At 72.9% G+C, this 25,897-nt stretch carries 20 protein-coding genes and 1 tRNA gene; 18 read left to right on the forward strand and 3 right to left on the reverse strand.

Features of this window, described 5'->3' with window-relative positions; all coding sequences use genetic code 11:
- Positions 1–49: 49 nt before the first annotated feature.
- From ASD90_RS24640 to ASD90_RS20330, 5 genes are all read left to right on the forward strand, one after another.
- Positions 50–1,195, forward strand: a complete 1,146-nt coding sequence (locus ASD90_RS24640) for a resuscitation-promoting factor (RefSeq protein ID WP_056760463.1) — start codon at positions 50–52, stop codon at positions 1,193–1,195.
- 197 nt (positions 1,196–1,392) lie between these two features.
- Positions 1,393–2,316: a 16S rRNA (adenine(1518)-N(6)/adenine(1519)-N(6))-dimethyltransferase RsmA gene (gene rsmA, locus ASD90_RS20315; RefSeq protein ID WP_056760466.1), complete on the forward strand. Its 924-nt coding sequence runs from the start codon at positions 1,393–1,395 to the stop codon at positions 2,314–2,316.
- Between the two features lie 30 nt (positions 2,317–2,346).
- Complete coding sequence (locus ASD90_RS20320; RefSeq protein ID WP_056760469.1) at positions 2,347–3,291, forward strand: 4-(cytidine 5'-diphospho)-2-C-methyl-D-erythritol kinase; 945 nt, start codon at positions 2,347–2,349, stop codon at positions 3,289–3,291.
- A 142-nt stretch (positions 3,292–3,433) separates the two neighbouring features.
- Entirely contained in the window at positions 3,434–5,305 is a 1,872-nt protein-coding gene (locus tag ASD90_RS20325) for an ABC-F family ATP-binding cassette domain-containing protein (RefSeq protein WP_056760473.1), read from the forward strand.
- Positions 5,306–5,365: 60 nt separating this feature from the next.
- Complete coding sequence (locus ASD90_RS20330) at positions 5,366–5,728, forward strand: VOC family protein (RefSeq protein WP_056760477.1); 363 nt, start codon at positions 5,366–5,368, stop codon at positions 5,726–5,728.
- 13 nt (positions 5,729–5,741) lie between these two features.
- Here ASD90_RS20330 and ASD90_RS20335 read toward each other — a convergent pair whose 3' ends face one another.
- Positions 5,742–6,278, reverse strand: coding sequence for a MarR family winged helix-turn-helix transcriptional regulator (locus ASD90_RS20335; protein ID WP_056760482.1), 537 nt, complete (start codon positions 6,276–6,278; stop codon positions 5,742–5,744).
- A gap of 56 nt (positions 6,279–6,334) precedes the next feature.
- On the opposite strand from ASD90_RS20335, the gene ASD90_RS20340 reads away from it, so the two are divergent.
- Together ASD90_RS20340 and ASD90_RS20345 are read left to right on the forward strand one after the other, a co-directional pair.
- The gene (locus tag ASD90_RS20340; RefSeq protein WP_082588914.1) at positions 6,335–7,237 is read left to right on the forward strand and encodes a methyltransferase domain-containing protein; all 903 of its coding nucleotides are present in this window, start codon (positions 6,335–6,337) and stop codon (positions 7,235–7,237) included.
- Positions 7,238–7,753: 516 nt separating this feature from the next.
- Positions 7,754–9,520: a sigma-70 family RNA polymerase sigma factor gene (locus ASD90_RS20345; RefSeq protein ID WP_056760486.1), complete on the forward strand. Its 1,767-nt coding sequence runs from the start codon at positions 7,754–7,756 to the stop codon at positions 9,518–9,520.
- A gap of 71 nt (positions 9,521–9,591) precedes the next feature.
- Here the strand turns inward: ASD90_RS20345 and ASD90_RS20350 are convergent, their stop codons facing one another.
- Complete coding sequence (locus ASD90_RS20350) at positions 9,592–10,197, reverse strand: TetR/AcrR family transcriptional regulator (protein WP_056761130.1); 606 nt, start codon at positions 10,195–10,197, stop codon at positions 9,592–9,594.
- Positions 10,198–10,594: 397 nt separating this feature from the next.
- Here ASD90_RS20350 and ASD90_RS20355 point away from each other — a divergent pair, with 397 nt between their 5' ends.
- The 4 genes from ASD90_RS20355 (at position 10,595) to ASD90_RS20370 (ending at position 15,738) form a co-directional block, all read left to right on the forward strand.
- Complete coding sequence (locus tag ASD90_RS20355; protein ID WP_056760488.1) at positions 10,595–12,727, forward strand: sigma-70 family RNA polymerase sigma factor; 2,133 nt, start codon at positions 10,595–10,597, stop codon at positions 12,725–12,727.
- A gap of 53 nt (positions 12,728–12,780) precedes the next feature.
- Positions 12,781–12,859 (forward strand) — tRNA-Gln (locus ASD90_RS20360).
- A gap of 393 nt (positions 12,860–13,252) precedes the next feature.
- Complete coding sequence (glmU, locus tag ASD90_RS20365) at positions 13,253–14,761, forward strand: bifunctional UDP-N-acetylglucosamine diphosphorylase/glucosamine-1-phosphate N-acetyltransferase GlmU (protein ID WP_056760493.1); 1,509 nt, start codon at positions 13,253–13,255, stop codon at positions 14,759–14,761.
- Positions 14,758–15,738 carry a ribose-phosphate diphosphokinase gene (locus tag ASD90_RS20370; protein ID WP_056760498.1) on the forward strand — a complete coding sequence of 327 codons (981 nt, stop codon included), beginning with the start codon at positions 14,758–14,760 and terminating at the stop codon, positions 15,736–15,738. Before glmU ends, ASD90_RS20370 begins: the two co-directional genes overlap by 4 nt.
- Positions 15,739–15,814: 76 nt before the next feature.
- Here ASD90_RS20370 and ASD90_RS20375 read toward each other — a convergent pair whose 3' ends face one another.
- The gene (locus ASD90_RS20375; RefSeq protein WP_056760501.1) at positions 15,815–16,375 is read right to left on the reverse strand and encodes an ABATE domain-containing protein; all 561 of its coding nucleotides are present in this window, start codon (positions 16,373–16,375) and stop codon (positions 15,815–15,817) included.
- Between the two features lie 114 nt (positions 16,376–16,489).
- Between ASD90_RS20375 and ASD90_RS20380 the strand changes: the two genes are divergently transcribed.
- The 7 genes from ASD90_RS20380 (at position 16,490) to ASD90_RS20410 (ending at position 25,895) form a co-directional block, all read left to right on the forward strand.
- Positions 16,490–17,617 carry a DMT family transporter gene (locus ASD90_RS20380; RefSeq protein WP_235506829.1) on the forward strand — a complete coding sequence of 376 codons (1,128 nt, stop codon included), beginning with the start codon at positions 16,490–16,492 and terminating at the stop codon, positions 17,615–17,617.
- A gap of 10 nt (positions 17,618–17,627) precedes the next feature.
- A complete protein-coding gene (locus ASD90_RS20385) occupies positions 17,628–18,755 on the forward strand; it encodes a metallophosphoesterase (RefSeq protein WP_235506830.1) in 1,128 nt (375 codons plus the stop codon).
- A 325-nt stretch (positions 18,756–19,080) separates the two neighbouring features.
- Positions 19,081–19,755 (forward strand): 50S ribosomal protein L25/general stress protein Ctc, encoded by a 675-nt coding sequence (locus ASD90_RS20390; RefSeq protein ID WP_056760507.1) that lies wholly within the window; start codon positions 19,081–19,083, stop codon positions 19,753–19,755.
- Between the two features lie 139 nt (positions 19,756–19,894).
- Complete coding sequence (gene pth / locus ASD90_RS20395; RefSeq protein ID WP_056760510.1) at positions 19,895–20,488, forward strand: aminoacyl-tRNA hydrolase; 594 nt, start codon at positions 19,895–19,897, stop codon at positions 20,486–20,488.
- Positions 20,489–20,587: 99 nt separating this feature from the next.
- Positions 20,588–24,268: a transcription-repair coupling factor gene (gene mfd, locus ASD90_RS20400; protein WP_056760514.1), complete on the forward strand. Its 3,681-nt coding sequence runs from the start codon at positions 20,588–20,590 to the stop codon at positions 24,266–24,268.
- 33 nt (positions 24,269–24,301) lie between these two features.
- The gene (locus ASD90_RS20405) at positions 24,302–24,865 is read left to right on the forward strand and encodes a hypothetical protein (RefSeq protein WP_235506831.1); all 564 of its coding nucleotides are present in this window, start codon (positions 24,302–24,304) and stop codon (positions 24,863–24,865) included.
- Positions 24,866–24,884: 19 nt separating this feature from the next.
- Positions 24,885–25,895 carry a MazG family protein gene (locus ASD90_RS20410; RefSeq protein WP_056760520.1) on the forward strand — a complete coding sequence of 337 codons (1,011 nt, stop codon included), beginning with the start codon at positions 24,885–24,887 and terminating at the stop codon, positions 25,893–25,895.
- Positions 25,896–25,897: the final 2 nt, after the last annotated feature.

A 25,897-nucleotide genomic window follows, 5' to 3' on the forward strand; every position in this document is an offset into this window, starting at 1 on the left:
GACGGATCGAGAGCGCGTTGCACCCGGGTCGTTCGACGTTCGGAGTGTTTTGATTTCTCGCAACGCCAAGATCCTGGCCGCCGCTGGCGCGGCCGTCGTCCTCACCGGTGGCGCCGTCGGCGCGACCCAGCTCGACAAGGCCGTCAACCTCTCGGTGGACGGCACGACGAGCTCGGCCCACGTCTTCGGCAGCACCGTCGGTGACGTCCTCGACGACCAGGGGATCGCCGTGAAGCCGGGCGACGTCGTCGTCCCCGCCGCAGACGCCCCCGTCAGCGACGGCGACACCATCACCGTGAAGTACGCCCGCCTGCTGACCCTCACGGTCGACGGCAAGACCCGTCAGGTGCGCACCACCGAGACCACGGTCGACGGGGCGCTCCTCGCGCTCGGCCTCCGCGGCGAGGGTGCCCGCCTGTCCGTGTCCCGTTCGCAGACCATCGGTCGCCAGGGGCTCGCCGTCAGCGTCGTCACCCCCAAGGCCGTGACGGTCACCGTCGACGGCAAGACGACGACGAAGACCATCGCCGCGGCCACCGTCGGCGAGGCGCTGACCCAGCTCGGTGTCCGCCTCGGCAAGGCCGACAAGGTCAACCCGCCGGTCACGACCCGCCTCACGTCAGGTGCCAAGGTCGCGGTCCAGCGCGTGCAGACCAAGGACAAGAAGGTCAACGAGGCCATCGCCTTCGGCACGACGAAGAAGAAGACGAGCGACCTCTACACCGACCAGACCAAGGTCTCGCGTGCCGGCGTCGCCGGTGTGCGCACCGTGACGGTCCGCACCACGGTCGTCGACGGCAAGGTCGTCTCCACCAAGAAGCTCTCGTCGAAGGTCACCAAGGCCCCGGTCGACCGCATCCTGCTGGTCGGCACCAAGGCCCGCCCGGCCGCCGCTCCCAGCACGACGAGCACCGGCAGCACCGGCAGCACCGGCGGCTCCAGCTCCGGCGGGGGCATCAACCTGGCCCACGCCGCCATGTGGGACAGCATCGCCCAGTGCGAGTCCACCGGTAACTGGCACATCAACACCGGCAACGGCTACTACGGAGGCCTGCAGTTCCTCACCTCCACGTGGCTCGCCTACGGTGGCGGCGACTTCGCGTCGCGCGCCGACCTCGCCTCGCGTGAGCAGCAGATCACCGTGGCCAACCGCGTCTACGCCGACAACGGCACGTCGCAGTGGGGCTGTGGCTGACCCAGCCGCACAGCACCAGCACGTTTCGACGAGGCCCCCGACCATCACGGTCGGGGGCCTCGTCCCGTCGGGTGGCCCCGCGGTCACACGAGCAAGCCGGGGCACGCGAGTGCCCGGGGACCGGGCGCCCGGGGGCGGACGCGCGACACCGGGCCACGCGGCATACGCCATCCGCCGGGGCGCCATAGGGTGAGCGCATGAGCAAGAAGGACGCGCCGGACGTCGCCGATGCCGCGCTCCTCGGCGCGGCGCAGGTGCGCGAGCTCGCCGAGCGCCTCGAGGTGCGACCGACGAAGCAGTGGGGCCAGAACTTCGTCGTCGACGCCAACACGGTGCGCAAGATCGTCCGGGTCGCGGGCGTCGGTCCGCACGACGTCGTCGTCGAGGTCGGCCCCGGGCTCGGCTCGCTCACCCTCGCGCTCCTGCCCGTCGTCAAGCACGTCACGGCCGTCGAGGTGGACCCGCGGCTCGCGGGCGCCCTGGAGGAGACGGTCCGCTCGCTCCAGCCGGAGAACGCCGACAAGCTGCGCCTCGTCGCCGCCGACGCGCTGACGGTCACCAGGCTCCCCGGTCCCGACCCCACGGCCCTCGTCGCCAACCTGCCCTACAACATCTCGGTGCCGGTCGTGCTCTCCTTCCTCCAGTACTTCCCGACGATCGAGCGCGTCCTCGTCATGGTGCAGCTCGAGGTCGCCGAACGGCTCGCGGCCAAGCCGGGCAGCAAGATCTACGGCGTCCCGAGCCTCAAGGCGGCGTGGTACGCCGACGTCGAGCTGGCCGGGCGCGTCGGGCGCAACGTCTTCTGGCCGGCCCCCAACGTCGACTCCGGCCTCGTCGCGCTGCGCCGTCGCAAGCCGCCGAAGACGACGGCGAGCCGTGAGGACGTCTTCCGCTGCATCGACGCGGCGTTCCTCCAGCGACGCAAGTCCCTGCGTGGCGCCCTCGCGTCGTGGGCGGGCTCGCCGGACGCCGCGGAGCAGGCCCTCGTCACCGCAGGGGTCGACCCCCGCACGCGCGGCGAGCAGCTCGACATCACGACCTTCGCCCGGATCGCCGAGGCCCGTCCGGCCGATGTGGGTCCGCCGGAGCCGCGCGGACGCCGTCGGGGCCATACGTCCTGACGCCGGCCGGTCGGACCATAGGGTGGGCGCATGACTGTCGCTCCGACCCTGCCCGGCGCCGTGACCGTGCGCGTCCCGGCCAAGGTCAACCTCGAGCTGCGCGTCGGTCCTCGGCGGCCTGACGGCTACCACGCGCTCGCGACCGTCTACCAGGCGGTCTCGCTGCACGACGAGGTCTCGGTCGCGCGCTGGGACGAGTGGCAGGTCGTCGCGGCCGGCTCGTACGCCGACCGCATCCCCACGGACGGCGACAACCTCGCCGTCCGCGCCGCCCGCCTCGTCGCCGACCGCTGGGACGTCGACGAGTGCCTCTCGATCCGCATCGACAAGGACATCCCGGTCGCGGGTGGGATGGCCGGCGGCTCGGCCGACGCCGCCGCGGCCCTCGTCGCCTGCGACCAGCTGTGGGGCCTCGGTCTCGACCGCGACGAGCTGGCCGAGCTGGCTGCGACCCTCGGCAGCGACGTCCCGTTCATCCTCTCCGGCGGCAACGCCATGGGTTCGGGCCGCGGCGAGCAGCTCGCCCCCGTCCTGGCGCGCGGCACCTTCCACTGGGTCTTCGCCATCAGCGACACGGGTCTGTCGACCCCGGAGGTGTATGCCGAGTGCGACCGTCTGCGCGAACGTGACGGCGTCGACGTGCCCGAGCCCCAGGTCAGCGCCGCGCTGATGGCGGCGCTGCGCTCCGGCGACCCCGGGGCGCTCGGCGCCGCCCTGCACAACGACCTCGAGCCGGCCGCCTTCTCGCTGCGACCGCAGCTGCGCGAGCTGCGCGACGCGGGCGTCGAGTTCGGCGCGCTCGGCGGGATCGTGTCGGGCTCCGGGCCCACGGTCGCCTTCCTCACCGAGAGCCACGAGGCCAGCCTCGACCTGTCGGTGTCGCTCGCCGCCTCCGACCTGTGCCGCGACCTGCGTCGCGCCAAGGGCCCGGTCCACGGCGCGCACGTCGTCGCCACCCCGCGCCACCTCGAGTGAGCACTCCGTCCCACGCCGCAGGCACCCCGCCTCCTCCCCGCCGAACGCGGCGTTCGATCGCGAACGCGCTGCTCGAGCACCGAGTTCGCCACCGAACGCCGCGTTCGGCGCAAGGGGCTGGAGCACATAGGGTCAGTCAGCGATGGCCAACCTCATCTCCCTCGAACGGGTCTCCCTCGTCTTCGGCACGTCCCACGTCCTCGACGACGTGAGCCTCGGCGTCCTCACGGGCGACCGCATCGGCGTCGTCGGCGTCAACGGCGGCGGCAAGTCGACGCTGCTGCGTGTCATGGCCGGCCTGCAGGAGGCCGACTCCGGACGCACGACCAAGCAGGGCGGCGCCGACGGCATCCGCATCGGCATGCTCGCCCAGGAGGACGCGCTCGACCCCGAGTGGACGATCCGCGAGGCCGTGCTCGGCGACCTGCCCGAGCACGTGTGGGCGGGCGACCCCCGCATCCGCGACGTCCTGACCGGGCTGCTCGGCGGCATCGAGGCCGAGAACGTCGGCGGTCTCGACAGCCGCGTCGGCCCCAAGTCCGGTGGAGAGCGCCGGCGGCTCGCGCTCGCCCGGCTGCTCGTCTCGGACCCCGAGCTGCTCCTGCTCGACGAGCCGACCAACCACCTCGACGTCGAGGGGGTCGCCTGGCTCGCCGACCACCTCGCGACGAAGCGACCGCGCCCCGGCAACGCGACCGTCGCGATCACGCACGACCGCTGGTTCCTCGACGCCTACGCGACGTACACGTGGGAGGTCGAGGGCGGCAAGGTCAGCGCCTTCGAGGGAGGGTATGCCGCCTACGTCCTCGCGAAGGCCGAGCGGGACCGTCTCGCCGGGGTCGTCGCCGACCGGCGCTCCAACCTCATGCGCAAGGAGCTGGCCTGGCTGCGCCGCGGCGCACCGGCTCGCACGAGCAAGCCGAAGTTCCGCATCGACGCCGCGAACGCCCTCATCGCCGACGAGCCCGCCCCGCGCAACAGCGTCGAGCTCGCGTCGTTCGCGAGCCGCCGCCTCGGCAAGGACGTGCTCGACCTCGAAGACGCCACCGTGTCCGTCGGCGAGCCACCGCACGAGCGCCGGCTGCTCGACCACGTGACGTGGCGACTGGCACCCGGTCAGCGCATCGGCATCGTCGGGGTCAACGGCGCCGGCAAGTCGACCCTGTTGCGCGCCCTGACGGGCGAGATCCCGCTGGACGCCGGTCGCCGCAAGATCGGCAAGACCGTCGCCATCGCCCACCTGACCCAGGAGGTGCGCGAGCTCGAGCGCTTCGAGCAGTGGCGCGTCATCGAGGCCATCGAGGACGTCAAGCAGTGGACGACCCTCGGCGACAAGGAGATCAGCGCCAGCCAGCTCGCGACGCGCCTCGGCTTCCCCGGCGGGCGCCAGCAGGCACGCGTCGGTGACCTCAGCGGTGGCGAGCGTCGCCGGCTCCAGCTGACCCGGCTGCTGCTCACCGAGCCGAACGTCCTCATTCTCGACGAGCCGACCAACGACCTCGACATCGAGACGCTCACCTCCCTCGAGGACGTCCTCGACGGCTGGGCCGGCACCCTCGTCGTCGTCTCCCACGACCGCTACCTGCTCGAGCGGGTGGCCGACAAGCAGCTGGCGCTGCTCGGTGACGGCAAGGTGCGCGAGCTGCCCGGCGGTGTCGAGGAGTACCTCCGGCTGCGCACGGCGGACATCGCGGCCCGGGTGGCGCGGGCTGCTGCGGCCCCGGCCCCCGGCGGCGGCTCGGCTGCGGCGACGAGCCGGCCGGACGGCATACGCCCGGATCCGGCGACGAGCGCCAGCCCGGCCGAGGTGCGCGAGGCGCGCAAGGTGATGGCGCGCATCGAGAAGCAGCTCTCGCGCCTCCAGGACCGCGAGGAGCGCCTGCACGGTGACATGGCCGAGAAGGCCACGGATCCCGCGGCGCTCGCCGACCTCAACGCGAAGCTGCAGGCGGTCGTGGCCGAGCGCGAGGACCTCGAGCTCGAGTGGCTCGAGGCCGCCGAGGTCGTCGGCTGACCTGGGAACGTCGTCATCGAGACCCTTGAAAGTATCTTGATATCAAGATACTTTTGGGGCATGGAGATGCTCCTGCACCACGTCCAGGTGTCCGGTCCCGCGGGGTGTGAGGACGCCATGCGGGCCTTCTACGTCGGCGTCCTCGGGATGACCGAGGTGGCCAAGCCCGAACGGCTCCGCGCCCGTGGCGGTGCGTGGTTCCGGGCGGGGTCGGCAGAGGTGCACGTCGGCATCGAGGACGGCTTCGTCCCGGCGCGCAAGGCCCACCCCGGGATCGCCGTCGGCGACGTCGAGGCGCTCGCGGCGGTCGTCGGGGCGGCGGGTGCACCCGTCACCTGGGACGACAACATCCCCGGGCTGCGCCGCTTCCACACCGCCGACCCCGTGGGCAACCGGCTGGAGTTCCAGCAGGCCGAGCGGTGAGCGCGTGAGGCCGTCAGCCGTGGCCGTCGCCGCGTCGCGTCTCGCGCGTCTCGAGCGGGGCCAGCATGCGCCGCAGCAGTCCGGCGAGCTGCGTGCGGTCGCTCGCCGACAGCTCCGAGAGCAACGACTTCTCCTGCTCGATGAGGTCGGCCATCGCCGAGTCGACGACGTCGCGGCCCGCCGGGGTCAGGCGCACGAGCACCCCGCGTCGGTCGCCCGGGTCGGGGCGGCGCTCGACGAAGCCGCTGCGCTCGAGGCGGTCGACGCGGTTGGTCATCGTGCCCGACGTGACGAGCGTCTGCTGCACGAGCTGGCCCGGGGACAGCTCGTAGGGCTCACCCGCGCGGCGCAGAGCCGACAGCACGTCGAACGCCCAGCCGTCGAGCAGGTGCTCGGAGAAGGCCGACCCGCGGGCGAGGTCGAGACGGCGAGCGAGGCGCGAGACCCGCGAGAGGACCTCGAGCGGCGACACGTCGAGGTCGGGGCGCTCCCGACGCCAGGCAGCGACGATCTCGTCGACGTCGTCGGCGGGCCTGCGGTCGGCGCTCATACCCCAACTGTAATCGCCGTCAAGACTCTTGACATCGAAAGAAACGGAACGATGACATGACCGAACCCACCACGCCGCCCACGACCGCAGGGGTCGCACCCGACGACCCGGCCGTGCCCGACGGGCCGGTCGCGCCCGGCACGGCCGCTCGCACGGCCGACGCGGCCTGGGACCCGCGGCAGTACGCCGTCTTCGCCGGTCACCGCGGCCGTCCCTTCGCCGACCTGCTGGCCCGCGTCGACACCGAGGCCCCCCGGCTCGTCGTCGACCTCGGCTGCGGCCCCGGTGAGCTGACGCTCGGGCTCGCCCAGCGCTGGCCCGAGGCCACGATCGTCGGGGTCGACAGCTCACCCGAGATGCTCGAGCGCGCCCGCGCGCTCGACACCGACGGCCGCGTCGAGTGGGTCGAGTCCACGGCCGAGGACTGGGACCCCACCGAGTCCGGGGGCGCGGTCGACGTCCTCGTCACGAACGCCACGCTCCAGTGGGTCCCCAGCCACCTGCGCCTCATCCCTGCCTGGCTCGCGAGCCTCTCACCCGGAGGCACGTTCGCGATGCAGGTGCCCGCGAACTTCGACGCACCCTCGCACCGGCTCATGCGCGAGGTCGCCGCTCGCCACTCGCGGGCCGACGACCTGCGGCCGGGCCTCGACCGAGCCCAGGCCGTGGCCCGACCTGCGACGTATGCCGCCCTCCTCCTCGACCGCACCGCCGACGTCGACGTGTGGCAGACGACCTACCAGCACGTGCTCACCGCCGAGGCCGGTGGTCCACACCCGGTGCTCGAGTGGGTGCGAGGCACCGGCCTGCGGCCCGTGCTCGGCGTCCTCGACGGCGACGAGCGGGACGCGTTCGTCGCGGACTACGAGCGTGAGCTCGAGACGGCATACCCCCGGCGCTCGTTCGGCGTGCTCTTCCCCTTCACCCGCACGTTCGCGGTCGCCCGCACCGCGCGCTGACCGGGCCGGCCCCGCCAGCGGCCGCCGACGGGCGGGAGTGGCTCGTTGGGCAGGTATGCCGCGGGTCTCGTGCCGGTAAGGCGAGGGTCTCGGTCGCCTCCGGCGTCCCGCTCCGTAAGAAAATCTCCGTCAATTTCCGGCATTTCCGCCCATTTCGGAAAACCATGTCATGAAATGGGTCCCGGCACGTCATACAGATGACGGCACCGCAGGGGTCTCCCGCTTGGTCAGGGGAGGGAGTGACCCCTACGGGTTGTCTCGGTGGTGCCGTCAGGTTTCGTCCTTCCGCGTGGTTTCGTGGAGGGGATCATTCGGAAGGACGAAACCTGCCCACCGCGTGCCCGACGCACCGCCCGACGCGGCCCGGTTCGTCCGGATTCACGTGATGCCCGCGTCCCGACTCGACGCACGCCCCGCTGCTTGGCAGACTGGCCCGCACCGGGGCAGTAGAAGGGCGAAGGGTTGTCTGCAGACGCGACCTTGTGGTCGAGCGAGGCATGGGCCTCGGCCCCTGACGTGTACCTCCTCGCCCGGACACGCGAAGGCTCCGCGGAGGCGTTCGGTGAGCTGTGGCGTCGCCACCTGCCCGCTGCGTATGCCGTCGCCGGGCGTCACCGCGGCCGCTCGGCCCCGGAGGACATCGTCGCAGAGGCCGCCGCGCGCGTCCTCGCGCTGATCCGCGCGGGCAAGGGCCCCGACGAGCACTTCCGCGCCTACTTCCTCTCCGCAGTGCGGTCCGTCGCCATCGACCAGGGTCGCCGCGACCTGCGGGTCGTGCCCACCGAGGCCGACGACCTCGAGGACCTCGCCGACCCGGCCGACGACCCCTTCGAGGGCCTGGCGACCGACGACGAGGGTCTCGCTCTCGTGCGCGAGGCCTTCGCCGGGCTCTCCGAGCGCGACCAGCGGGTGCTCTGGCACACGACCGTCGAGGGTGCGGCCCCGCGGGCGATCGCGCCCGCTCTCGGCATGACGGCCAACGCCGTCAGCGTCCGCGCCATGCGTGCGCGGGAGTCGCTCCGGGCGCTCTACCTCGACGCGCGGGCCGAGCGCGGGCTCGCCGGGGCCGACGACGACGAGTGCCGGTGGACGGTGAGCCACCTCGGCGCACTCGTCCGTGGCCGTCTGCCCAAGCGACAGACCGAGCGGGCAGAGGCGCACGTCGCCACGTGCCCGCACGCGGCTGCCATCGCCGCGGACCTCCGCGTCATCCACGACGGCTTCCCCGCCCTCGTCGTCCCGCTCGTGCTCCTGGCGGGTCTCGGGACACCGGGCTTCGTCAGCGTCGCTGCCGTCGCCGGTCTCTCGGGTGGCGTTGCGGCGGCCGGCTCCGCCGGGATCGCCGAGGCCACGGCCGGCGTCGGGGGAGTCACGGCCGGGGGAGTCACGGGGTCGCCGGCAGCGGGACACCCGGCGCCGTCCTCCACGTCGTCATCATCGGGGTCGGGGGTCGACGCCGTCGCCCAGGTGGCCAGCCGCGTCACCGGTCTCGTGGCCGGGCTCGCCGTCTCCGCAGGAGTCGTGGGAGCCCTGGCGCTCCCAGGCGCCTCGCTGGCAGCCTCCACCGCGACGACCCCGTCCACCGCGACGCAGCTCACCTCCAGCGCGGCCCCCGGCGCCGCGCGCGGGGCCCTTCCGGGTGCGTCGTCGCGTCCCGTCGTCACGTCCCTCCCGGTCTCGCCGACCGACGTGGCGGCCCGGACCCTGAGTGCCTCCGCCGTCCCGTCCGTCCCTGATCGCTCCGGCGCCCCGTCCGCGGGACCGGTCGCCGACCCGGGTGCGCCGTCCGCGACTCTCGGCGGCACCCCCGTGCCGCAGGGTGAGACCCCGGCCGGCAGCAGCGGGACCGACCCCACGTCCGAGTCGGAGCCGACGAGCACGCCGCCGGGCCAGCCCGCGACCTCCTCGTTCACGACGAAGCCGCCGACCCCGAGCACGACCCCACCGACACCGACGACGACCCCGGCACCCCAGCCGGGAGGCGTGGCCCCCGCCGTCACGGTGCGCCTCGTGTCCGGACGCGACCCCGCCAGGATCTCCGTGCGGGTGCGGTCCCAGGTCGAGGGCCCGATGACGGTGCGCGTCAGCAACCTGTCGGGCACGGGGACCCTCACGGTGCGCAACTCCAGCTGGTCGTGCACCCAGCCTGCGGCCTCGGCGGTGAGGTGCACGGGCGCCCAGGGGCAGGCGCTGCTGCAGCAGTCGGGCGGGGTCCGGCCCGTCGTCGTGAGCGTCACCGACGCCGACGGCGGGACCTGGACCGAGACCCTCCGCCCCGGCTGACCGGCCAGGCGGCACCTCGTCGAGTGAGCGCTCACCCGGGTGGGGCGGGGCGCTCACTCGAGGGGGAGGGGTCAGCGGTGGGGGACCGTGACCAGCCGTGGGCTGCGGTCGAGGCCCGAGAGGCCGTTCCAGGCGAGGTTGACGAGGTGCGCGGCGACCTGGTCCTTCTTGAACTTGCGCCGGTCGAGCCACCACTGACCGGTGAGAGCCACCATCCCGACCAGCATCTGCGCGTGGATCGGCGCCGACTTCGGGTCGAGCCCGCGCTGCTTGAACTCGGCGGCGAGCAGGTGCTCGACCTGGACCGCCACGTCCCCGAGGACGCTCGCGAACGAACCCGTCGACTGCCCGGGCGGCGAGTCGCGAACGAGGATCCGGAAGCCCGACGGGTCGCTCTCGATGTAGTCGAGCAGGGCGAGCGTGGCCCGCTCGAGCAGGACCCTGGCTCCCTCCGGCTCCTCGAGGGCGGCGCTGATGCCGCCCATGAGGGCCTGGATCTCGCGGTCGACGACGACGGCGTACAAACCTTCCTTGCCGCCGAAGTGCTCGTAGACGACCGGCTTGGAGACGTTGGCCCGCGAGGCCACCTCCTCGACGGTCGTCGCCTCGAACCCCTTGTCGGCGAAGAGCTTGCGGCCGACGGCGATGAGCTGCTCGCGCCGCTCCGGACCCGTCATCCTGGCGCGCGGGCGGGAGCGGTCGGCGCGGTCTGGGCGGTCGGCGGTCACGCCGCCATTGTGCCTGTCCCGGTGTCGTCGGCCGCGACGGACGAGGCCGCACCTGACTTTCTTGCCGAATCCCGTCATGAAACGGCTCGTGAACACGTCTATGTCATTGGTAGGGAGGAGGCGGCTCGCGCCCGGCGTCCGTGTGGGGACACGGTCCGGGCGACGTCGCCGGTGAGGTCGATCTCGACGCAATGGGAGGCGGACGCGGATCGACCTCACCGCCATGCCCGACGGCGCTTTGGCAAATGCCACAAACAGACGGCCCCGGTGGCGCACACTGGTGAGGCACGTCTGGTGGAAGGTGCCGCAATTGTCAGCACACACGATGGGACCACGGTCCGACCCCATGACCGGCGCACCCGCGACGGCTGGGGTCGAGGAGTCCGATGTCGTGCTGCTCGCGCGGGCGCGGTCGGGTGACGAGGAGGCTTTCGCTGCCCTCTGGCGCAGGCATCTGGCCGCCGCGCACGCCGCCGCGACGTCGTTCCGCGGTCGCGTGTCGGCCGAGGACCTCGTGGCCGAGGCCTCCGCTCGTCTGTTCCGCCTCCTGAGCGAGGGGCGCGGGCCATCGTCGAACTTCCGGGCGTACTTCGTCTCGACGGTACGCACCGTCGGCGTCGACGCGGTCCGTCGCGAGATGTCCGTCGTGACGACGTCGACGACGGACCTCGACCTGCTGCCCGGACCCGACGACGGACTGTCGGCCCTCGGCGCACAGGGCGTCGACACGGACCTGGTCCGCGAGGCCTTTCTCCGGCTGAGCGAGGCCGACCGACTGCTGCTCTGGCAGACGATGGTCGAGGGCCACCCGCCTCGGGTGGTCGCCCCCGAGCTCGGGGTCTCGGCCAACGTCGCGAGTGCGCGCGCGAGACGAGCCCGTGACGAGCTCCGGGACCGCTATCTCGACTCCTGGGTGCGGCGCCGTGTGCCGGTCTGTGACGCGCGCGACTGCCGCTGGACCCTCGACCATCTCAGCGGCCACGTGCGAGGCCGACTGACCGAGAGGCAGGGCGCGCGCGTCGAGGCCCACCTGGCCCGCTGTCCTCGCGAGGCCGGACTCGCGGTGGAGCTGCAACGCGTCTACGACGGGTTCGGTGCACTCACCGGGCCGATCGTCCTCGCGGTCGGAGCCGCGATGTTCGGCAGTCTCCCCGGGGGCGCTTCGGCGGCTCTCGTCGGGTCGAGCACGACCGGTGCGACGACCGGCGCCACGACGGGTGCGACGACCGGCGCCACGACGGGTGTGACGGCAGGTGCCGGCGCTGCGGGTGGGACGGCCGGTGCGGGTGCCGCGGGCACGAGCGCCGGCTCCGCCCTCGGCGGCGCGGCGGCCGGCAGCACCGGTCTGGGCGGCACCCTCACCGTGAGCGGTGCCGGCGCGACGGCATCCGGCACCGCGACAGCAGGAGCGGGCCTCACCGCGGGCGCGACCTCAGTGTCCGCCACCACCACGGCCGCCTGCGTGGGAGGTGGGGGCGGCGCCGCCCTCACGGCCCCGGCGGGCGTGGCCGCAACCACCGCTCTCGTGTCGAGCGCAGCCATCGTCACTCCCGTCGCTGCGTGGACGGGCGGGTCGATCCTGGCTGGGACCGCGATCGGCCCACCACTCGCCACGGCGATGGCGGGCCTCGTCGTGGGGCTCGGACTCTCGGTGGCACCGGCCGCGGCGCACGACCTGGGCACCACGACGACGTCGGTCGTCTCGCCGGTCGACGGCGTCACGCAGGTGCTCAGCGCAGGCTCGGAGGTCGCGCCCGAGGCGGCCACCACCCCGGTCGACCTGCTCCATCTCGACCTCCTCCCCGCGCCGTCCGACCCGGCACCGTCCGACGCCACGTCTGTGGACCCGGCGCCGTCCGACCCGGCACCGTCCGACGCGACGTCCGTGGACTCGGCACCGTCCGACCCGGCACCGTCCGACGCGACGTCCGTGGACTCGGCACCGTCCGACCCTGCGCTGTCCGACGCGACGTCTGTGGACTCGGCACCGTCCGACCCGGCACCGTCCGACGCGACGTCTGTGGACTCGGCACCGTCCGACCCTGCGCTGTCCGACGCGACGTCTGTGGACTCGGCACCGTCCGACCCGGCGCCGTCCGACTCCACGTCCGTGGACCCGTCGCTGTCCGACTCTACGTCCGTGGACCCGGTACCGTCCGACCAGACGCCGTCCGACTCCACGTCCGTGGACCCGGTACCGTCCGACCAGACGCCGTCCGACTCGACGTCCGTGGACCCGGCACCGTCCGACCCGGCGGCCGGCCGCGCCCCGACGAACGCGGAGTCCAGCTCTGCGGCCGAGAACGGGCACCTGCGATCGGCCGGCCCCGCGGCCGACCCTCCAGCCGACCCTCCAGCCGGCCCTCCGGCCGATGCGCCATCCGGTGCTGCCGCCCCGGCGCAGGCCGCCGATGGTCCTGCCATCGCGGGCCGGCCGCCGGAGTCGCCGACCGGCGACGCCCACCCGGCAGGTGCGTGAGTCCGCGACGGAGCGACGTCGGGTCTGCACTACCCTGTCCACGTCCACGACGATCCCCGGTTGGTCTGCCGGCAGGGCCCGCCTGACTTTGAATCAGGACAAGCGACGCAGGTTCGACTCCTGCCCGGGGAGCAGGAGACGGTGACGGGTGCTCGGACGAGCGGCGTCGCCCGACGTGCGGGGGGGTTCGCGGTCGAGCGACGCCTTGGCCGCTCGGCAGGGAGTAGGTGCCAGAGCCAGCCCGGGGTCCGCCGACTTAGGGGGAATGGCGGGCCCGTCCTCCCATGGTCGCACGGCTTGCAAGATCGGCGACGGACGGTGATCGGCGCGTGGCCTGCGTCGTCGGCCACACGGCATACGCCGTCGCGCGACAGCGCCCGGTGTGAGTGGGGTCACGGCGCGCTCGTGGCCGGGGCGGCACCCTCGCTCCCCACGAGTAGCATGGCCGAGGCGCACCCCGGCGCCCTCGTGGGCCGGGGTCGTACGCACCCGAGTGCACCCCGATCCAAAAAGGAGCTGCGCCCTGTGAGCGATCTACGGCCGACCGCCGTGATCGTCCTCGCCGCCGGTGAGGGCACACGCATGAAGTCCACGACCCCCAAGGTCCTCCACACGATCGGGGGCCGCACTCTCGTGGCCCACGCGATCCGGGCGGCCCGGGGCACGAGTCCGCACCACCTCGCCGTCGTCGTGCGCCACGAGCGCGACCGCGTCGCCGAGCACGTGGCGCAGGTCGACCCGGAGGCCGTCGTCGCCGACCAGGACGACGTCAAGGGCACCGGCCGCGCCGTCGAGTGCGCCCTCGACGCCCTCCCCGGCGACCTGACCGGCACGGTCGTCGTCACGTACGGCGACGTGCCGTTGCTGACGAGCGAGACGCTCGAGGGTCTCGTCGCAGCACACCACGCGGCCGGCAGCGCCGTCACCGTCATCACGGCGACGCTCGAGGACCCCACGGGCTACGGCCGCGTCATCCGTGACGCCGAGGGCTCGGTCGTCGCGATCGTCGAGCAGAAGGACGCCGACGAGCAGCAGCGCGCGATCCGCGAGGTCAACAGCGGGTTGTACGCGTTCGACGCGGCGGTCCTGCGCGAGGCGCTCGACGAGGTGGGCACCGACAACGCCCAGGGCGAGAAGTACCTCACCGACGTCATCGCGATCGCCCGGCGCCGCGGCCTCGGGGTCCGCGCGCACCTCGTCGCCGACCTCTGGCAGACCGAGGGCGTCAACGACAAGGTGCAGCTGGCCCGCCTCGGCGCCGAGCTCAACCGCCGCACCGTCGAGCAGGCCATGCGCGACGGGGCGATCGTCATCGACCCGGCGACGACCTGGCTCGACGCGGACGTGACGATCGGCCCTGACACGGTCGTGCGTCCCGGCACCCAGATCCTCGGGGCCAGCTCGATCGGTCGCGACTGCGTCATCGGTCCCGACACGACCCTGACCGACGTCGAGGTCGGCGACGGTGCGAGCGTCGTGCGCACCCAGGCCGAGCTCGCCGAGATCGGGCCCGGCGCCAGCGTCGGGCCCTTCTCCTACCTCCGCCCGGGCACCCGACTCGGGGCCAAGGGCAAGATCGGCGGCTTCGTCGAGACGAAGAACGCCGACATCGGCGCCGGCGCCAAGGTGCCCCACCTGAGCTACTGCGGCGACGCGACCATCGGCGAAGGCGCCAACATCGGTGCGGGCACGATCTTCGCCAACTACGACGGCGTCACGAAGGGCCACACGAACGTCGGCGCCCACAGCTTCGTCGGCAGCAACTCGGTCATCGTCGCGCCACGGACGATCGCCGACGGTGCCTACGTCGCAGCCGGCTCGGCCGTCGTCAGCGACGTCGCCGCCGGGCAGCTGGCGGTGACGCGCGCGCAGCAGCGCAACGTCGACGGCTGGGTCGCCCGCCGCCGCGCCGGCACGAGGACCGACGAGGCCGCCCGAGCCGCGCAGGCGCAGGCGACCACCGAGCCCACCAGCGAGCCGACGAGCGAGCCGATGGCCGACCCGACCACCGAGACGAAGGGCGCCCAGCGATGAGCGGCATCAACAAGACGACCGAGAAGCACCTCATGGTCTTCTCCGGCCGGGCCCACCCGCAGCTCGCGCAGGAGGTCGCCGCGGCGCTCGGCACCGACCTCGTCCCCACCAGCGCCTACGACTTCGCCAACGGCGAGATCTACGTGCGCTACGAGGAGTCCGTCCGTGGCTCCGACGCGTTCGTCATCCAGAGCCACACCGCTCCGATCAACGAGTGGATCATGGAGCAGCTCATCATGATCGACGCGCTCAAGCGTGCGTCGGCCAACAGCATCACCGTGGTCCTGCCGTTCTACGGCTACGCCCGCCAGGACAAGAAGCACCGCGGCCGCGAGCCGATCTCCGCGCGGCTCATGGCCGACCTCTTCAAGACGGCCGGCGCCGACCGGCTCATGGCGATCGACCTGCACACCGCGCAGATCCAGGGCTTCTTCGACGGGCCGGTCGACCACCTCATGGCGATGCCGATCCTCGCCGACTACGTCGGCAAGAAGTACGGCCACCTCGACCTCGCCGTCGTCTCTCCCGACGCCGGCCGCATCAAGGTCGCCGAGGACTGGAGCTCGCGGCTCGGCGGCGCGCCGCTGGCCTTCATCCACAAGACCCGCGACATCAACCGGCCCAACGAGGTCGTCGCCAACCGCGTCGTCGGTGAGATCAAGGGTCGCGTCTGCGTCCTCGTCGACGACATGATCGACACGGCGGGCACCATCACCAAGGCTGCCGACGCGCTCATGGACCAGGGCGCCGCGGGTGTCATCATCGCCGCGACGCACGCGATCCTCTCCGGTCCGGCCGTCGACCGCCTCAAGGCCTGCAAGGTCGAGGAGGTCATCGTCACCAACACGCTCCCGATCCCCGACGACCGCCGCTTCGACAAGCTCGCGGTGCTCTCGATCGCCCCGCTCGTCTCGATGGCGATCCGGGAGGTCTTCGAGGACGGCTCCGTCACGAGCCTCTTCGACGGCAAGGCCTGAGCGGCCACCACACGACGAGGGTGTATGCCGCCGGGCGGGTCCCGGCGGCATACGCCCTCCGTGCGTGGTGGGGTCCTCAGGCGTGGGCGGCGCGGCGGGCGCGGTAGGCGGCGGTGTGCGCCCGGGCCGCGCAGCCGCCCTCGCAGAAGCGTCGCGAGCGGTTGCGGGAGAGGTCGACGACGACGTCGTCGCAGTCGGCGGCCTCGCAGACGCGCAGGCGGGCGAGCTCGCCGGCGCGCACGACGTCGATGACCGCGATCGCCGCCTCGACCGCCATCCGCCGGGCGAGCGGGGCGTCGGCGGGGGTGGCGTGGACGTGCCAGCCGACGCCGTCGTGGTCGACGAGCTGGGGGACGGCGCGGGCCTCGGCGAGCAGCTCGTTGACGAGGGCGACGACGCCTGCCTCGTCCTCGTCCCAGAAGCCGCGCAGCCGGGGGCGTAGCGCGCGGACGGCCGCGAGCTCCGCGGCGTCGCGGTCGAACCGGCCCGTCCACCCCTGAGCCCGGTAGAGGGTCTCGAGCTCGTCGAGGGTCGTCAGCCGGTCGGGGTCGCCGTCTCCGGGCACCGAGCCCGGCATCGTGTTGACGAGGGCTGCCGCTCCGGCGAGGGCGACGTCGGTGTCATGGGTGAAAAGCATGTTGACTCCTGACGGGCGCGATCGCTACTGTCACGAGTGTAATCACTTTCGGTGCTGACATGACGCGGGCGCGACACGGTGCCGGCCAGTCAGCGGGAACGACGAGGGACAGTCATGGCGGAGCGGGTTGCGATCGGGGAGCCAGCAGTGGTCGGTGCCGTCGCCGGTGCGGTCGCGGCCGAGGTGACACCGTCCAGGCCGCGCCACCCGCTCGTCGGACTCGGCGTCGCCCTCGCGTCGGCCGCGGCGTTCGCCACGTCGGGAGCCTTCGGCAAGTCGCTGCTCGTCGGCGGCTGGTCACCCGGAGCCGTCGTGACGATGCGCATCACGCTGGCCGCCGTCGTGCTGCTGGTGCCCGCCCTGTGGTCGCTCCGCGGCCGGTGGCCGGCGCTTCGGCGCAACGCCTGGGTCGTCGTCGGCTACGGCCTCACCGGCGTCGCCGGCTGCCAGCTGGCCTACTTCAACGCCGTGACGCACCTCTCCGTCGGCGTGGCCCTGCTGCTCGAGTACCTCGCGCCGGTCCTCATCGTCGGCTGGCTCTGGCTGCGCCACCGGCAGGCCCCGCGCCGACTCACGCTCGTCGGCGTGGCCCTCGCGGTGTCCGGGCTGCTCCTCGTCCTCGACGTCATCGGCGGCGCCAGCATCAGCGTCGTCGGAGTCCTCTGGGGCCTGGGCGCGGCCGTCTGCCTCGTGCTCTACTTCCTGCTCGCCGACCACGTCGACGACGACGTGCCGCCCCTCGCGCTCGCCGGTGGTGGCCTCGTCGTCGGCGCGGTGTCCCTCGGGCTCGCGGGCCTCGTCGGCGTGCTCGACATGTCCAGAGGCGCAGCACGGGTGCCGCTCGGCGGGGTCGTCGTGGACTGGTGGGTGCCGGTGCTCGTCATCGCCATCGTCGCTGCCGCCTTCGCCTACGTCACGGGGATCGCGGCGGTGCGCATGCTCGGCCCCAAGGTCGCCTCCTTCGTGGCCCTGACCGAGGTGCTCTTCGCCGTGCTCTTCGCCTGGCTCGTCCTCGCCGAGCTGCCGACGCCCGTCCAGCTCGTCGGGGGGCTCCTCATCGTCGCCGGCCTCGCGGCCGTCCGCGCCGACGAGTCCCGTGGGCCCGCGCCCCGGGACGGCGCGGCCGACGTGGCCGACGTGGCCGGCGTGGCCGGCGTGGCCGACGAGCTGGCCACGGGCTCGGGTGACCGGGCCGCCGACCCCGCTGCCGCCCGACGAGCCGAGTCGGCCGGCGCGCCCTAGGCTTGCCGGCATGCAGTGGCGTCGGGCCGTGGTGTGCGTGCTGGGGATGCTCACCCTGGCCGGAGCCGCCGCCTGCACCACGCCGCCATCCCCGACGCAGCCGCCGTCTGCTGCGGCGCTGACGACAGGCCCCGACCCGGCACCTGCCACGACGTCGGCGCTGCCGGGGCTCATCCGTCCACCGGCCACCGCCGGGGCACCCACCCCGTCGGCCCGCGTCCACCTGACCGCGGCCGGTGACTACGGCGCCACCGCGGCGACCGGTGGCGTGCTGCGGGCCCTGGGGGCCAGCGGCTCCGACGCCCACTTCGCCCTCGGCGACCTCTCCTACGGCTCGCCGGGCGGCGAGGCCTCGTGGTGCTCCTTCGTGACCTCGCGCCTCGGCGTGGGATTCCCGTTCGAGCTGCTCGCCGGCAACCACGAGAGCGACGGCAGCAACGGCTCGATCGACCGCTTCGCCGCCTGCCTGCCCAACCGGCTCGGCGGGGCCGTGGGGCAGTACGCCCACCAGTACTACGTCGACCTGCCGCGCTCGACACCTCTCGTACGCGTGGTGCTCGTCTCGCCGGGCCTGACCTTCCCCGACGGCACGTGGAGCTATGCGGAGGGGTCGGCGCGCTACGCGTGGACCGCGGACGCCATCGACGGTGCCCGACGCGCCGGCATCCGGTGGGTCGTCGTGGCCATGCACGAGCCGTGCCTCTCGATGGGCCGCTACGGCTGTTCGAGCGGGCCCGACCTGCAGCACCTTCTCGTGTCCAAGCGGGTCGACCTCGTGCTCTCCGGGCACGAGCACCTCTACCAGCGCACGAAGCAGCTGCGCGAGGGCGCGGGCTGCGCCAGGGTCACCGTCGGGTCCTACTCGCCGGCGTGCGTGGCCGACGCCGACACCTCCATGGTCGCCGGGGCGGGCACGGTCTTCGCCACGGTCGGGACCGGCGGCGTGGCACTGCGGCAGGTCGCGACGGCCGACCCGGAGCGTGGCTACTTCGCCGCGGCGTCCGGGACCGGCAGCAAACCCACCTACGGCTTCGCCGACCTGCGCGTCACCTCCGACGAGCTGCGCTACTCGTTCGTGCGGGGAGCCGGAGGCGGCTTCACGGACTCCTGGGTGCTCCGGCGTACGCCCTCGCTGTGACCTCCGCTGTGACATCGCTGTGACCGTCGTCGGGCCCACGACCGGTCCGGCCACCTGGCGCCGACGGCGGATTTCGCCGCCCGGGCGTCCGTCCCGTAAGATCGAGCAGTTGCCTCGGCGAGGGACGGTGCACGGCTGCCACGGCAGGGCGTGACGAGGTCCGTGATCGACGCGGTGGCCTGACGTGGAGCACTCCACGGTCGGGTTCGCCTCTGCGTGCGGACCACACGACCTTCCCGCTCCGTCACTGCCGATCACCGCGCGTCGTCCCGCGTCGAGGCCGACCACAACAGACCGCCTCATCCGAGACCCCCAGGAGACCCCCGTGTCCGACAACACCAAGCTCGTCGCCGAGAAGCGCACCGACTTCGGCAAGGGCGCGGCCCGCAAGATCCGCCGCGCCGGCAACATCCCCGCCGTCATGTACGGCCACGGCACCGACCCCGTGCACATCTCGCTGCCCGGCCACGACACGATGATGGCCCTCAAGCAGGCCAACGCCCTGCTCACGATCGTCGTCGACGGCAAGGAGCAGCTCGCGCTCGCCAAGGACGTCCAGCGCGACGCCATCAAGCCGGTCATCGACCACGTCGACCTCGTCGTGGTCCGCAAGGGCGAGAAGGTCACCGTCGACGTCGCCGTGCACCTCGAGGGCGAGGCCGCTCCCGAGACCGTCGTCACGCTCGACCACAACACCCTGCAGGTCGAGGCGCTCGCCACGAACATCCCCGAGAACGTCGTCGTCTCCGTCGAGGGCCTCGAGGCCGGCACGCAGATCCTCGCCGGCGCGATCGAGCTGCCCGAGGGCGCGACGCTCGTCACCGACGAGGACGCCCTCGTCGTCAACGTGACGCAGGCGATCTCCGCCGAGGCCCTCGAGGCCGAGCTCGCCGAGGCCGAGGCCGAGGCCGGCATCGAGCGCGAGGAGTCCGACGAGGAGGCCGCCGAGGGCGAGTCCGCCGAGGGCGAGTCCGCCGAGGGCGAGGGCGACGAGGCCTGAGCCTCCGTCCTTCCGTGGCGCCGCGCGCCACACCACGCGTCCACGGGTCCCGCCCGAGCTCCGGCTCGGCGGGGCCCGTGCCCGCACCAGCAGCACCCGACCGTGAGCCCATCACCACCGACCACCGATCGAGGACCGCATGGACACCTGGCTCGTCGTCGGACTCGGCAACCCCGGGCCCGGTTATGCCGGCAACCGGCACAACGTCGGGGCCATGACGGTCGACGAGGTCGCCGGCCGTGCGGTGGGCGGTCGGGCCACGTTCAAGGCGCACAAGGCCGCGCGGGCCCGCGTCGCCGAGGTGCGCCTGCGCGTCGGCGGCCCCAAGGTGGTGCTCGCCGTCCCGTCGATGTTCATGAACGAGTCGGGCTCGGCCGTCGCCGGCCTCTCGAAGTACTACGACGTGCCCGTCGACCGTGTCGTCGTGCTCCACGACGAGCTCGACATCGAGGCCGGTCTCGTGCGGCTCAAGCAGGGCGGCGGCGAGGGCGGCCACAACGGCTTGCGCTCCATCTCGCGCTCGCTCGGCACCCGCGACTACCTCCGCGTCCGACTGGGCATCGGCCGACCGCCCGGTCGTCAGGATCCCGCCGACTTCGTCCTCAAGGACTTCTCCAAGGCCGAGCGCACCGAGGTCCTGCCCTTCCTGGTCGACGAGGGCGCCGACGCCGTCGAGGCGCTCATCGAGGTCGGGCTGCTCGACGCCCAGCAGCGCTTCCACGCGCCGCGCTGACCTGAGCTCCCCGGCGGCCCCCCGCGCGCTGGGCCTCCACAGTCCGTGCCAGCACCGGCGTCACGGCTGTCGCCGCACCGACCTAGACTGGAGGACCTGATGCCGCACCCACTGCTGTCCGCCTTCAGGGCGCTTCCCGATGTCCGCCACGTCCTCGACCAGGTCGGGCGGGCACGTCTCGTCGACGTCTCCGCGAGCGACGGCACGCGCCCGTTCCTCGTCGCCGCGCTCGCCCAGCAGGCCGACGGGTCCGGAGCGGCCGCGGCCGCTCCGGCCGCCACCGACCCCGCGCCCGTCGTCGTCGTCACGGCGACGACGCGCGAGGCCGAGGACCTCGCGAGCGCGCTCGGTCTCTTCCTCTCCGCCGACCGGATCGCCGTCTTCCCGTCGTGGGAGACCCTGCCGCACGAGCGCCTCTCGCCCCGCAGCGACACCGTCGGTCGGCGGCTGGCCGTGCTGCGACGCATCGCCCACCCCGACCCGGACGACCCGGCATACGGCCCGCTCTCGGTGGTGGTCGCGCCCGTGCGCGCCATCCTCCAGCCGCTGACCAAGGGTCTCGGCGAGCTCGTGCCCGTGGCGCTGCGCGCCGGCGACGAGCGTCCGCTCGAGGACGTCGTCGACGCGCTCGTCGCCGCCGCCTACACCCGCACCGATCTCGTCGAGCGGCGCGGCGAGTTCGCCGTGCGCGGCGGGATCCTCGACGTCTTCCCGCCCACCGAGGAGCACCCGGTGCGCATCGAGTTCTGGGGCGACACCGTCGAGGAGGTGCGGTGGTTCAAGGTCGCCGACCAGCGCTCCCTCGAGATCGCCGACCACGGGCTCTGGGCGCCGCCGTGCCGCGAGCTGCTGCTCACCGACGACGTACGCGCTCGGGCACGTGCGCTCGCCGACCAGCTGCCGGGCGTCGCCGAGATGCTCTCCAAGGTCGCCGAGGGCATCGCCGTCGAGGGCATGGAGTCCCTCGCGCCGGCCCTCGTCGACGGCATGGAGTCGGTCCTCGACATCCTGCCGCAGCGATCGATCCTGCTCCTCGCCGACCCGGAGCGGGTCCGACGCCGTGCCCACGACCTCGTCGCGACGAGCGAGGAGTTCCTCGAGGCGAGCTGGGCCAACGCCGCAGCCGGCAACCACGTGCCCGTCGACCTCCAGTCGCTGCTCGGCAGCGCGTCGTACTGGTCGCTCGCCGACGTGCGGGCCCTCGCCGAGCGCACCGGGCGCGCCTGGTGGACCCTCACGCCCTTCGCCGCCGACGCCGACCTCGTCATCGAGGACGACGACGTCGACGAGCGCCTGGCCGTGCGCACGACCGATCCCGAGGCCTTCCGGGGCGACACCGACCGCGCCGTCGAGCACCTGCGCGAGCGGGTCCGCGACGGCTGGGCCGTCGCCGTCGTCACCGAGGGTCCCGGTCTGGCCAAGCGCGTGGCCGAGGTGCTGGGTGAGCACGAGGTCGCGGTGCGCCCCCTCGACACCACCGGCGACGACATGCTCGAGCCGGGGTGGGTCCACGTCACCACGGCCACCCTCGGCCGCGGCTTCGTCCACGAGGGCGCGCGCGTCGAGGTCCTCACCGAGACCGACCTGACCGGTCAGCCCGGCAGCGGCACGTCCACCAAGGACATGCGACGCATGCCGTCACGCCGGCGCAACCAGGTCGACCCGCTCCAGCTGCGTCCCGGCGACCACGTCGTCCACGAGCAGCACGGCGTCGGGCGCTTCGTCGAGATGATGCAGCGCACCGTGGCCGGTGCGACGCGCGAGTACCTCGTCATCGAGTATGCCCCGGGCAAGCGCGGCCAACCGGGTGACCGCCTCTTCGTCCCGACCGACCAGCTCGACCAGGTGACGAAGTACGTCGGCGGCGAGGAGCCCACGCTCAACAAGATGGGCGGCTCCGACTGGACCAAGACGAAGTCGCGGGCCAAGCGCTACGTCAAGCAGATCGCGGCCGACCTCATCCGCCTCTACAGCGCGCGCCAGGCCACCAAGGGCCACGCCTTCGCACCCGACACCCCGTGGCAGCGCGAGCTCGAGGACGCCTTCGGCTACGTCGAGACTCCCGACCAGCTCGTCAGCATCGACGAGGTCAAGGCCGACATGGAGAAGCAGGTCCCGATGGACCGCCTCATCTGCGGCGACGTCGGCTACGGCAAGACCGAGATCGCGGTGCGCGCGGCGTTCAAGGCGATCCAGGACGGCAAGCAGGTTGCGGTCCTCGTGCCGACCACCCTGCTCGTCAGCCAGCACCAGCAGACCTTCGCCGAGCGCTACTCGCAGTTCCCCGTCAAGGTCTCCTCGCTCTCGCGCTTCCAGAGCGACAAGCAGGCCAAGGACGTCATGGCCGGGATGTCCGACGGCACCATCGACCTCGTCATCGGCACGCACCGCCTGCTGGCCAAGGACGTGGCGTTCAAGGACCTCGGCCTCGTCATCATCGACGAGGAGCAGCGCTTCGGCGTCGAGCACAAGGAGCTGCTCAAGACGATGCGCACGGCCGTCGACGTCCTGTCGATGTCGGCCACCCCCATCCCGCGCACGCTCGAGATGGCGGTCACCGGCATCCGCGAGATGTCCACGCTCGCAACGCCGCCCGAGGAGCGCCACCCGGTGCTGACCTTCGTCGGCGCCTACGACGAGAAGCAGATCACCGCGGCCGTCCGCCGCGAGCTGCTGCGCGAGGGCCAGGTCTTCTTCGTGCACAACAAGGTGAGCAGCATCGAGAAGGCGGCGGCGCGGCTGCGCGAGCTCGTGCCCGAGGCGCGCATCGCCACCGCGCACGGCCAGATGGGCGAGCACAAGCTCGAGCAGGTCGTCGAGGACTTCTGGGAGAAGCGTTTCGACGTGCTCGTCTGCACGACGATCGTCGAGACCGGCCTCGACATCTCCAACGCCAACACCCTCATCGTCGAGCGCTCCGACATGCTCGGTCTCAGCCAGCTGCACCAGCTGCGCGGTCGCGTCGGGCGTGGCCGCGAGCGGGCCTACGCCTACTTCCTCTACCCGCCCGAGAAGCCGATGACCGAGACGGCGCACGACCGCCTGCGCACCATCGCGAGCAACACCGACCTCGGGTCGGGCATGGCCGTGGCCATGAAGGACCTCGAGATCCGCGGCGCCGGCAACCTCCTCGGCGGCGAGCAGTCCGGCCACATCCAGGGCGTCGGCTTCGACCTCTACGTGCGTCTCATCGGCGAGGCCGTGGCCGACTTCCGCGGCGACGCCGTCGACCTGCCCGCCGAGATCAAGATCGAGCTGCCCGTCGACGCCCACCTGCCCCACGACTACGTGCCGGGGGAGCGGCTGCGCCTCGAGGCCTACAAGAAGCTCGCGACCGTCGAGACGTTCGAGGCCGTCGACGAGATCGAGGCCGAGCTGCGCGACCGCTACGGCGCGCCGCCCAAGCCGGTCGAGAACCTCCTCGAGGTCGCTCGTCTGCGCGTCGTGGCCCGGGCCGCCCGCATCGGCGACATCGGGGTGCAGGGCAAGGTCGTGCGCTTCGGCCCGGTCAAGGACCTCCGCGAGAGCCAGCAGCTGCGGCTGATGCGCCTCTACCCGGGCACGCTCGTCAAGGACGCCCTCGGCACCATCCTCGTCCCGGCCCCGATGACGGCCCGTGTCGGCGGCAAGCCGTTGCGTGACGTCGAGGTCCTGACGTGGGCCCGACAGCTGATCACGGCCGTCCTGCTCGACGACATCGCGGCCGCGTCGTCCGCCGCGACGGGGGCGTCGGCCGGCGCATCGTCGGGCGCGGCGAAAACCAGGGTAGGAGCCCCGTAGGATGTCAGACGCATCCGCCAGAGGAGGAAATCAGTGAAGGCTTGGTCTGCTCAACCCGCGAAGCGCGTGGCCGTCGTCGGCATCGCCGCGCTCGGCGCCGTGTCGCTGCTCGGCGGGTGCGGCTTCGAGACGCGCCAGCAGGCCGCCGCCGTCGTCAACGGCGACGTCATCCACGAGTCCGACGTGCGCGAGACGTACGACCAGCTCAAGGCGGCCAAGCTCGACTTCGCCGAGAACATCGTCGTCACGGCGCTCGTCGCCGCGCCCCTGCTCAAGGACGTCGTCGCGAAGTCCGGCAGCTGGAAGCCCGACGAGACCTATGCCTCGGTCATCTCCTCGATCCCCGACGCCACCGACACGACGAAGGAGTTCGTCGCGGCGGTCGCCCTCATCCAGTCGCAGAAGATGACGCCCGCCGACGTCGCCGCCTACCGCGCCGACCTCAAGAAGGCCGACATCACGGTCAACCCGAAGTACGGCTCGGTCGTGCAGTCCGAGGAGGGGCCGGTCTACTTCACCATCGGCCAGCAGACGCCCAACTGGGTCAAGCCGAGCGCCAACGCGGCCCCCGCCCCGGCGCCGACCACCGCGCAGTAGTCCTGCGCCCCTCGCCGTCGTGACCGCCCGCGTCGTCCTGCTCGTCACGACCCCGCGCATCGCCCCGGGTCTGCTGACCCGAGAGGCGTGGCAGGGTCTCGAGCAGGCGTATGCCGTGTGGGGCCGTCCCGACGAGCCGCAGGTCGCCGCCGTGGTCGAGGCCGGCATCGAGGTGCTGCCCCGCGAGGACGGGCACCCGGCCGACCTCGCACGTGACCTCGTCACCGCCTCCGCTCTCGGCGATGTCGTGTGGGTCGGCTCGTCCGACGGCGACCCGGGCCTCAGCGACGCGATCGCCGTCGAGGTGACACGGCTGCCCGAGCCGCCCGAGGTGGAGCTGCTCATCGGCTCGTTCGACGTGCCCGGCGCGCGGCTGCTCGACGTCGTCGCCGTCATGGACCGCCTCCGGTCGCCGGGCGGCTGCCCCTGGGACGCGAAGCAGACCCACGAGTCGCTGGTGCCCTACCTCCTGGAGGAGGCGCACGAGGCCATCGAGGCCATCGAGAGCGGCGACCCGGCCCACATGCAGGAGGAGCTCGGCGACCTGCTGCTGCAGATCGCGTTCCAGTCCCGCGTGGCGGAGGATCACTCGACCGAGCCGTTCGGCATCGACGACGTCGCCGGAGGGCTCGTCGACAAGCTCGTCCGGCGTCACCCGCACGTCTTCTCCGACGTCGAGGCCGACACGGCCGACGCGGTCGAGGCCAACTGGGAGACGATCAAGGCCGACGAGAAGCAGCACCGGACCCATCCCGTCGAGGGTGTCCCGAGCTCGCTGCCGGCCCTGGCCCGCGCCGAGAAGTACGTCTCCCGCCTGCGCCGTGCAGGCCGCGACGACCTCGTCGACGACGCGGTCGCGACCGGTGACCTCGGCGCCCAGCTGCTCGACCTCGTCCGCCGCGCACGAGCCGAGGGCGTCGACGCCGAGGCCGCCCTGCGCGAGACCCTGCGTGGGCTCGAGGCCGCGAGCGCGGCGTGCGCAACCGGCGCGGCCGGCGCAACCGGCGCGCCGGCCCACCCGGACGCCTGAGC

This window comes from Terrabacter sp. Root181, from assembly GCF_001428505.1.
Lineage (GTDB): Bacteria > Actinomycetota > Actinomycetes > Actinomycetales > Dermatophilaceae > Terrabacter.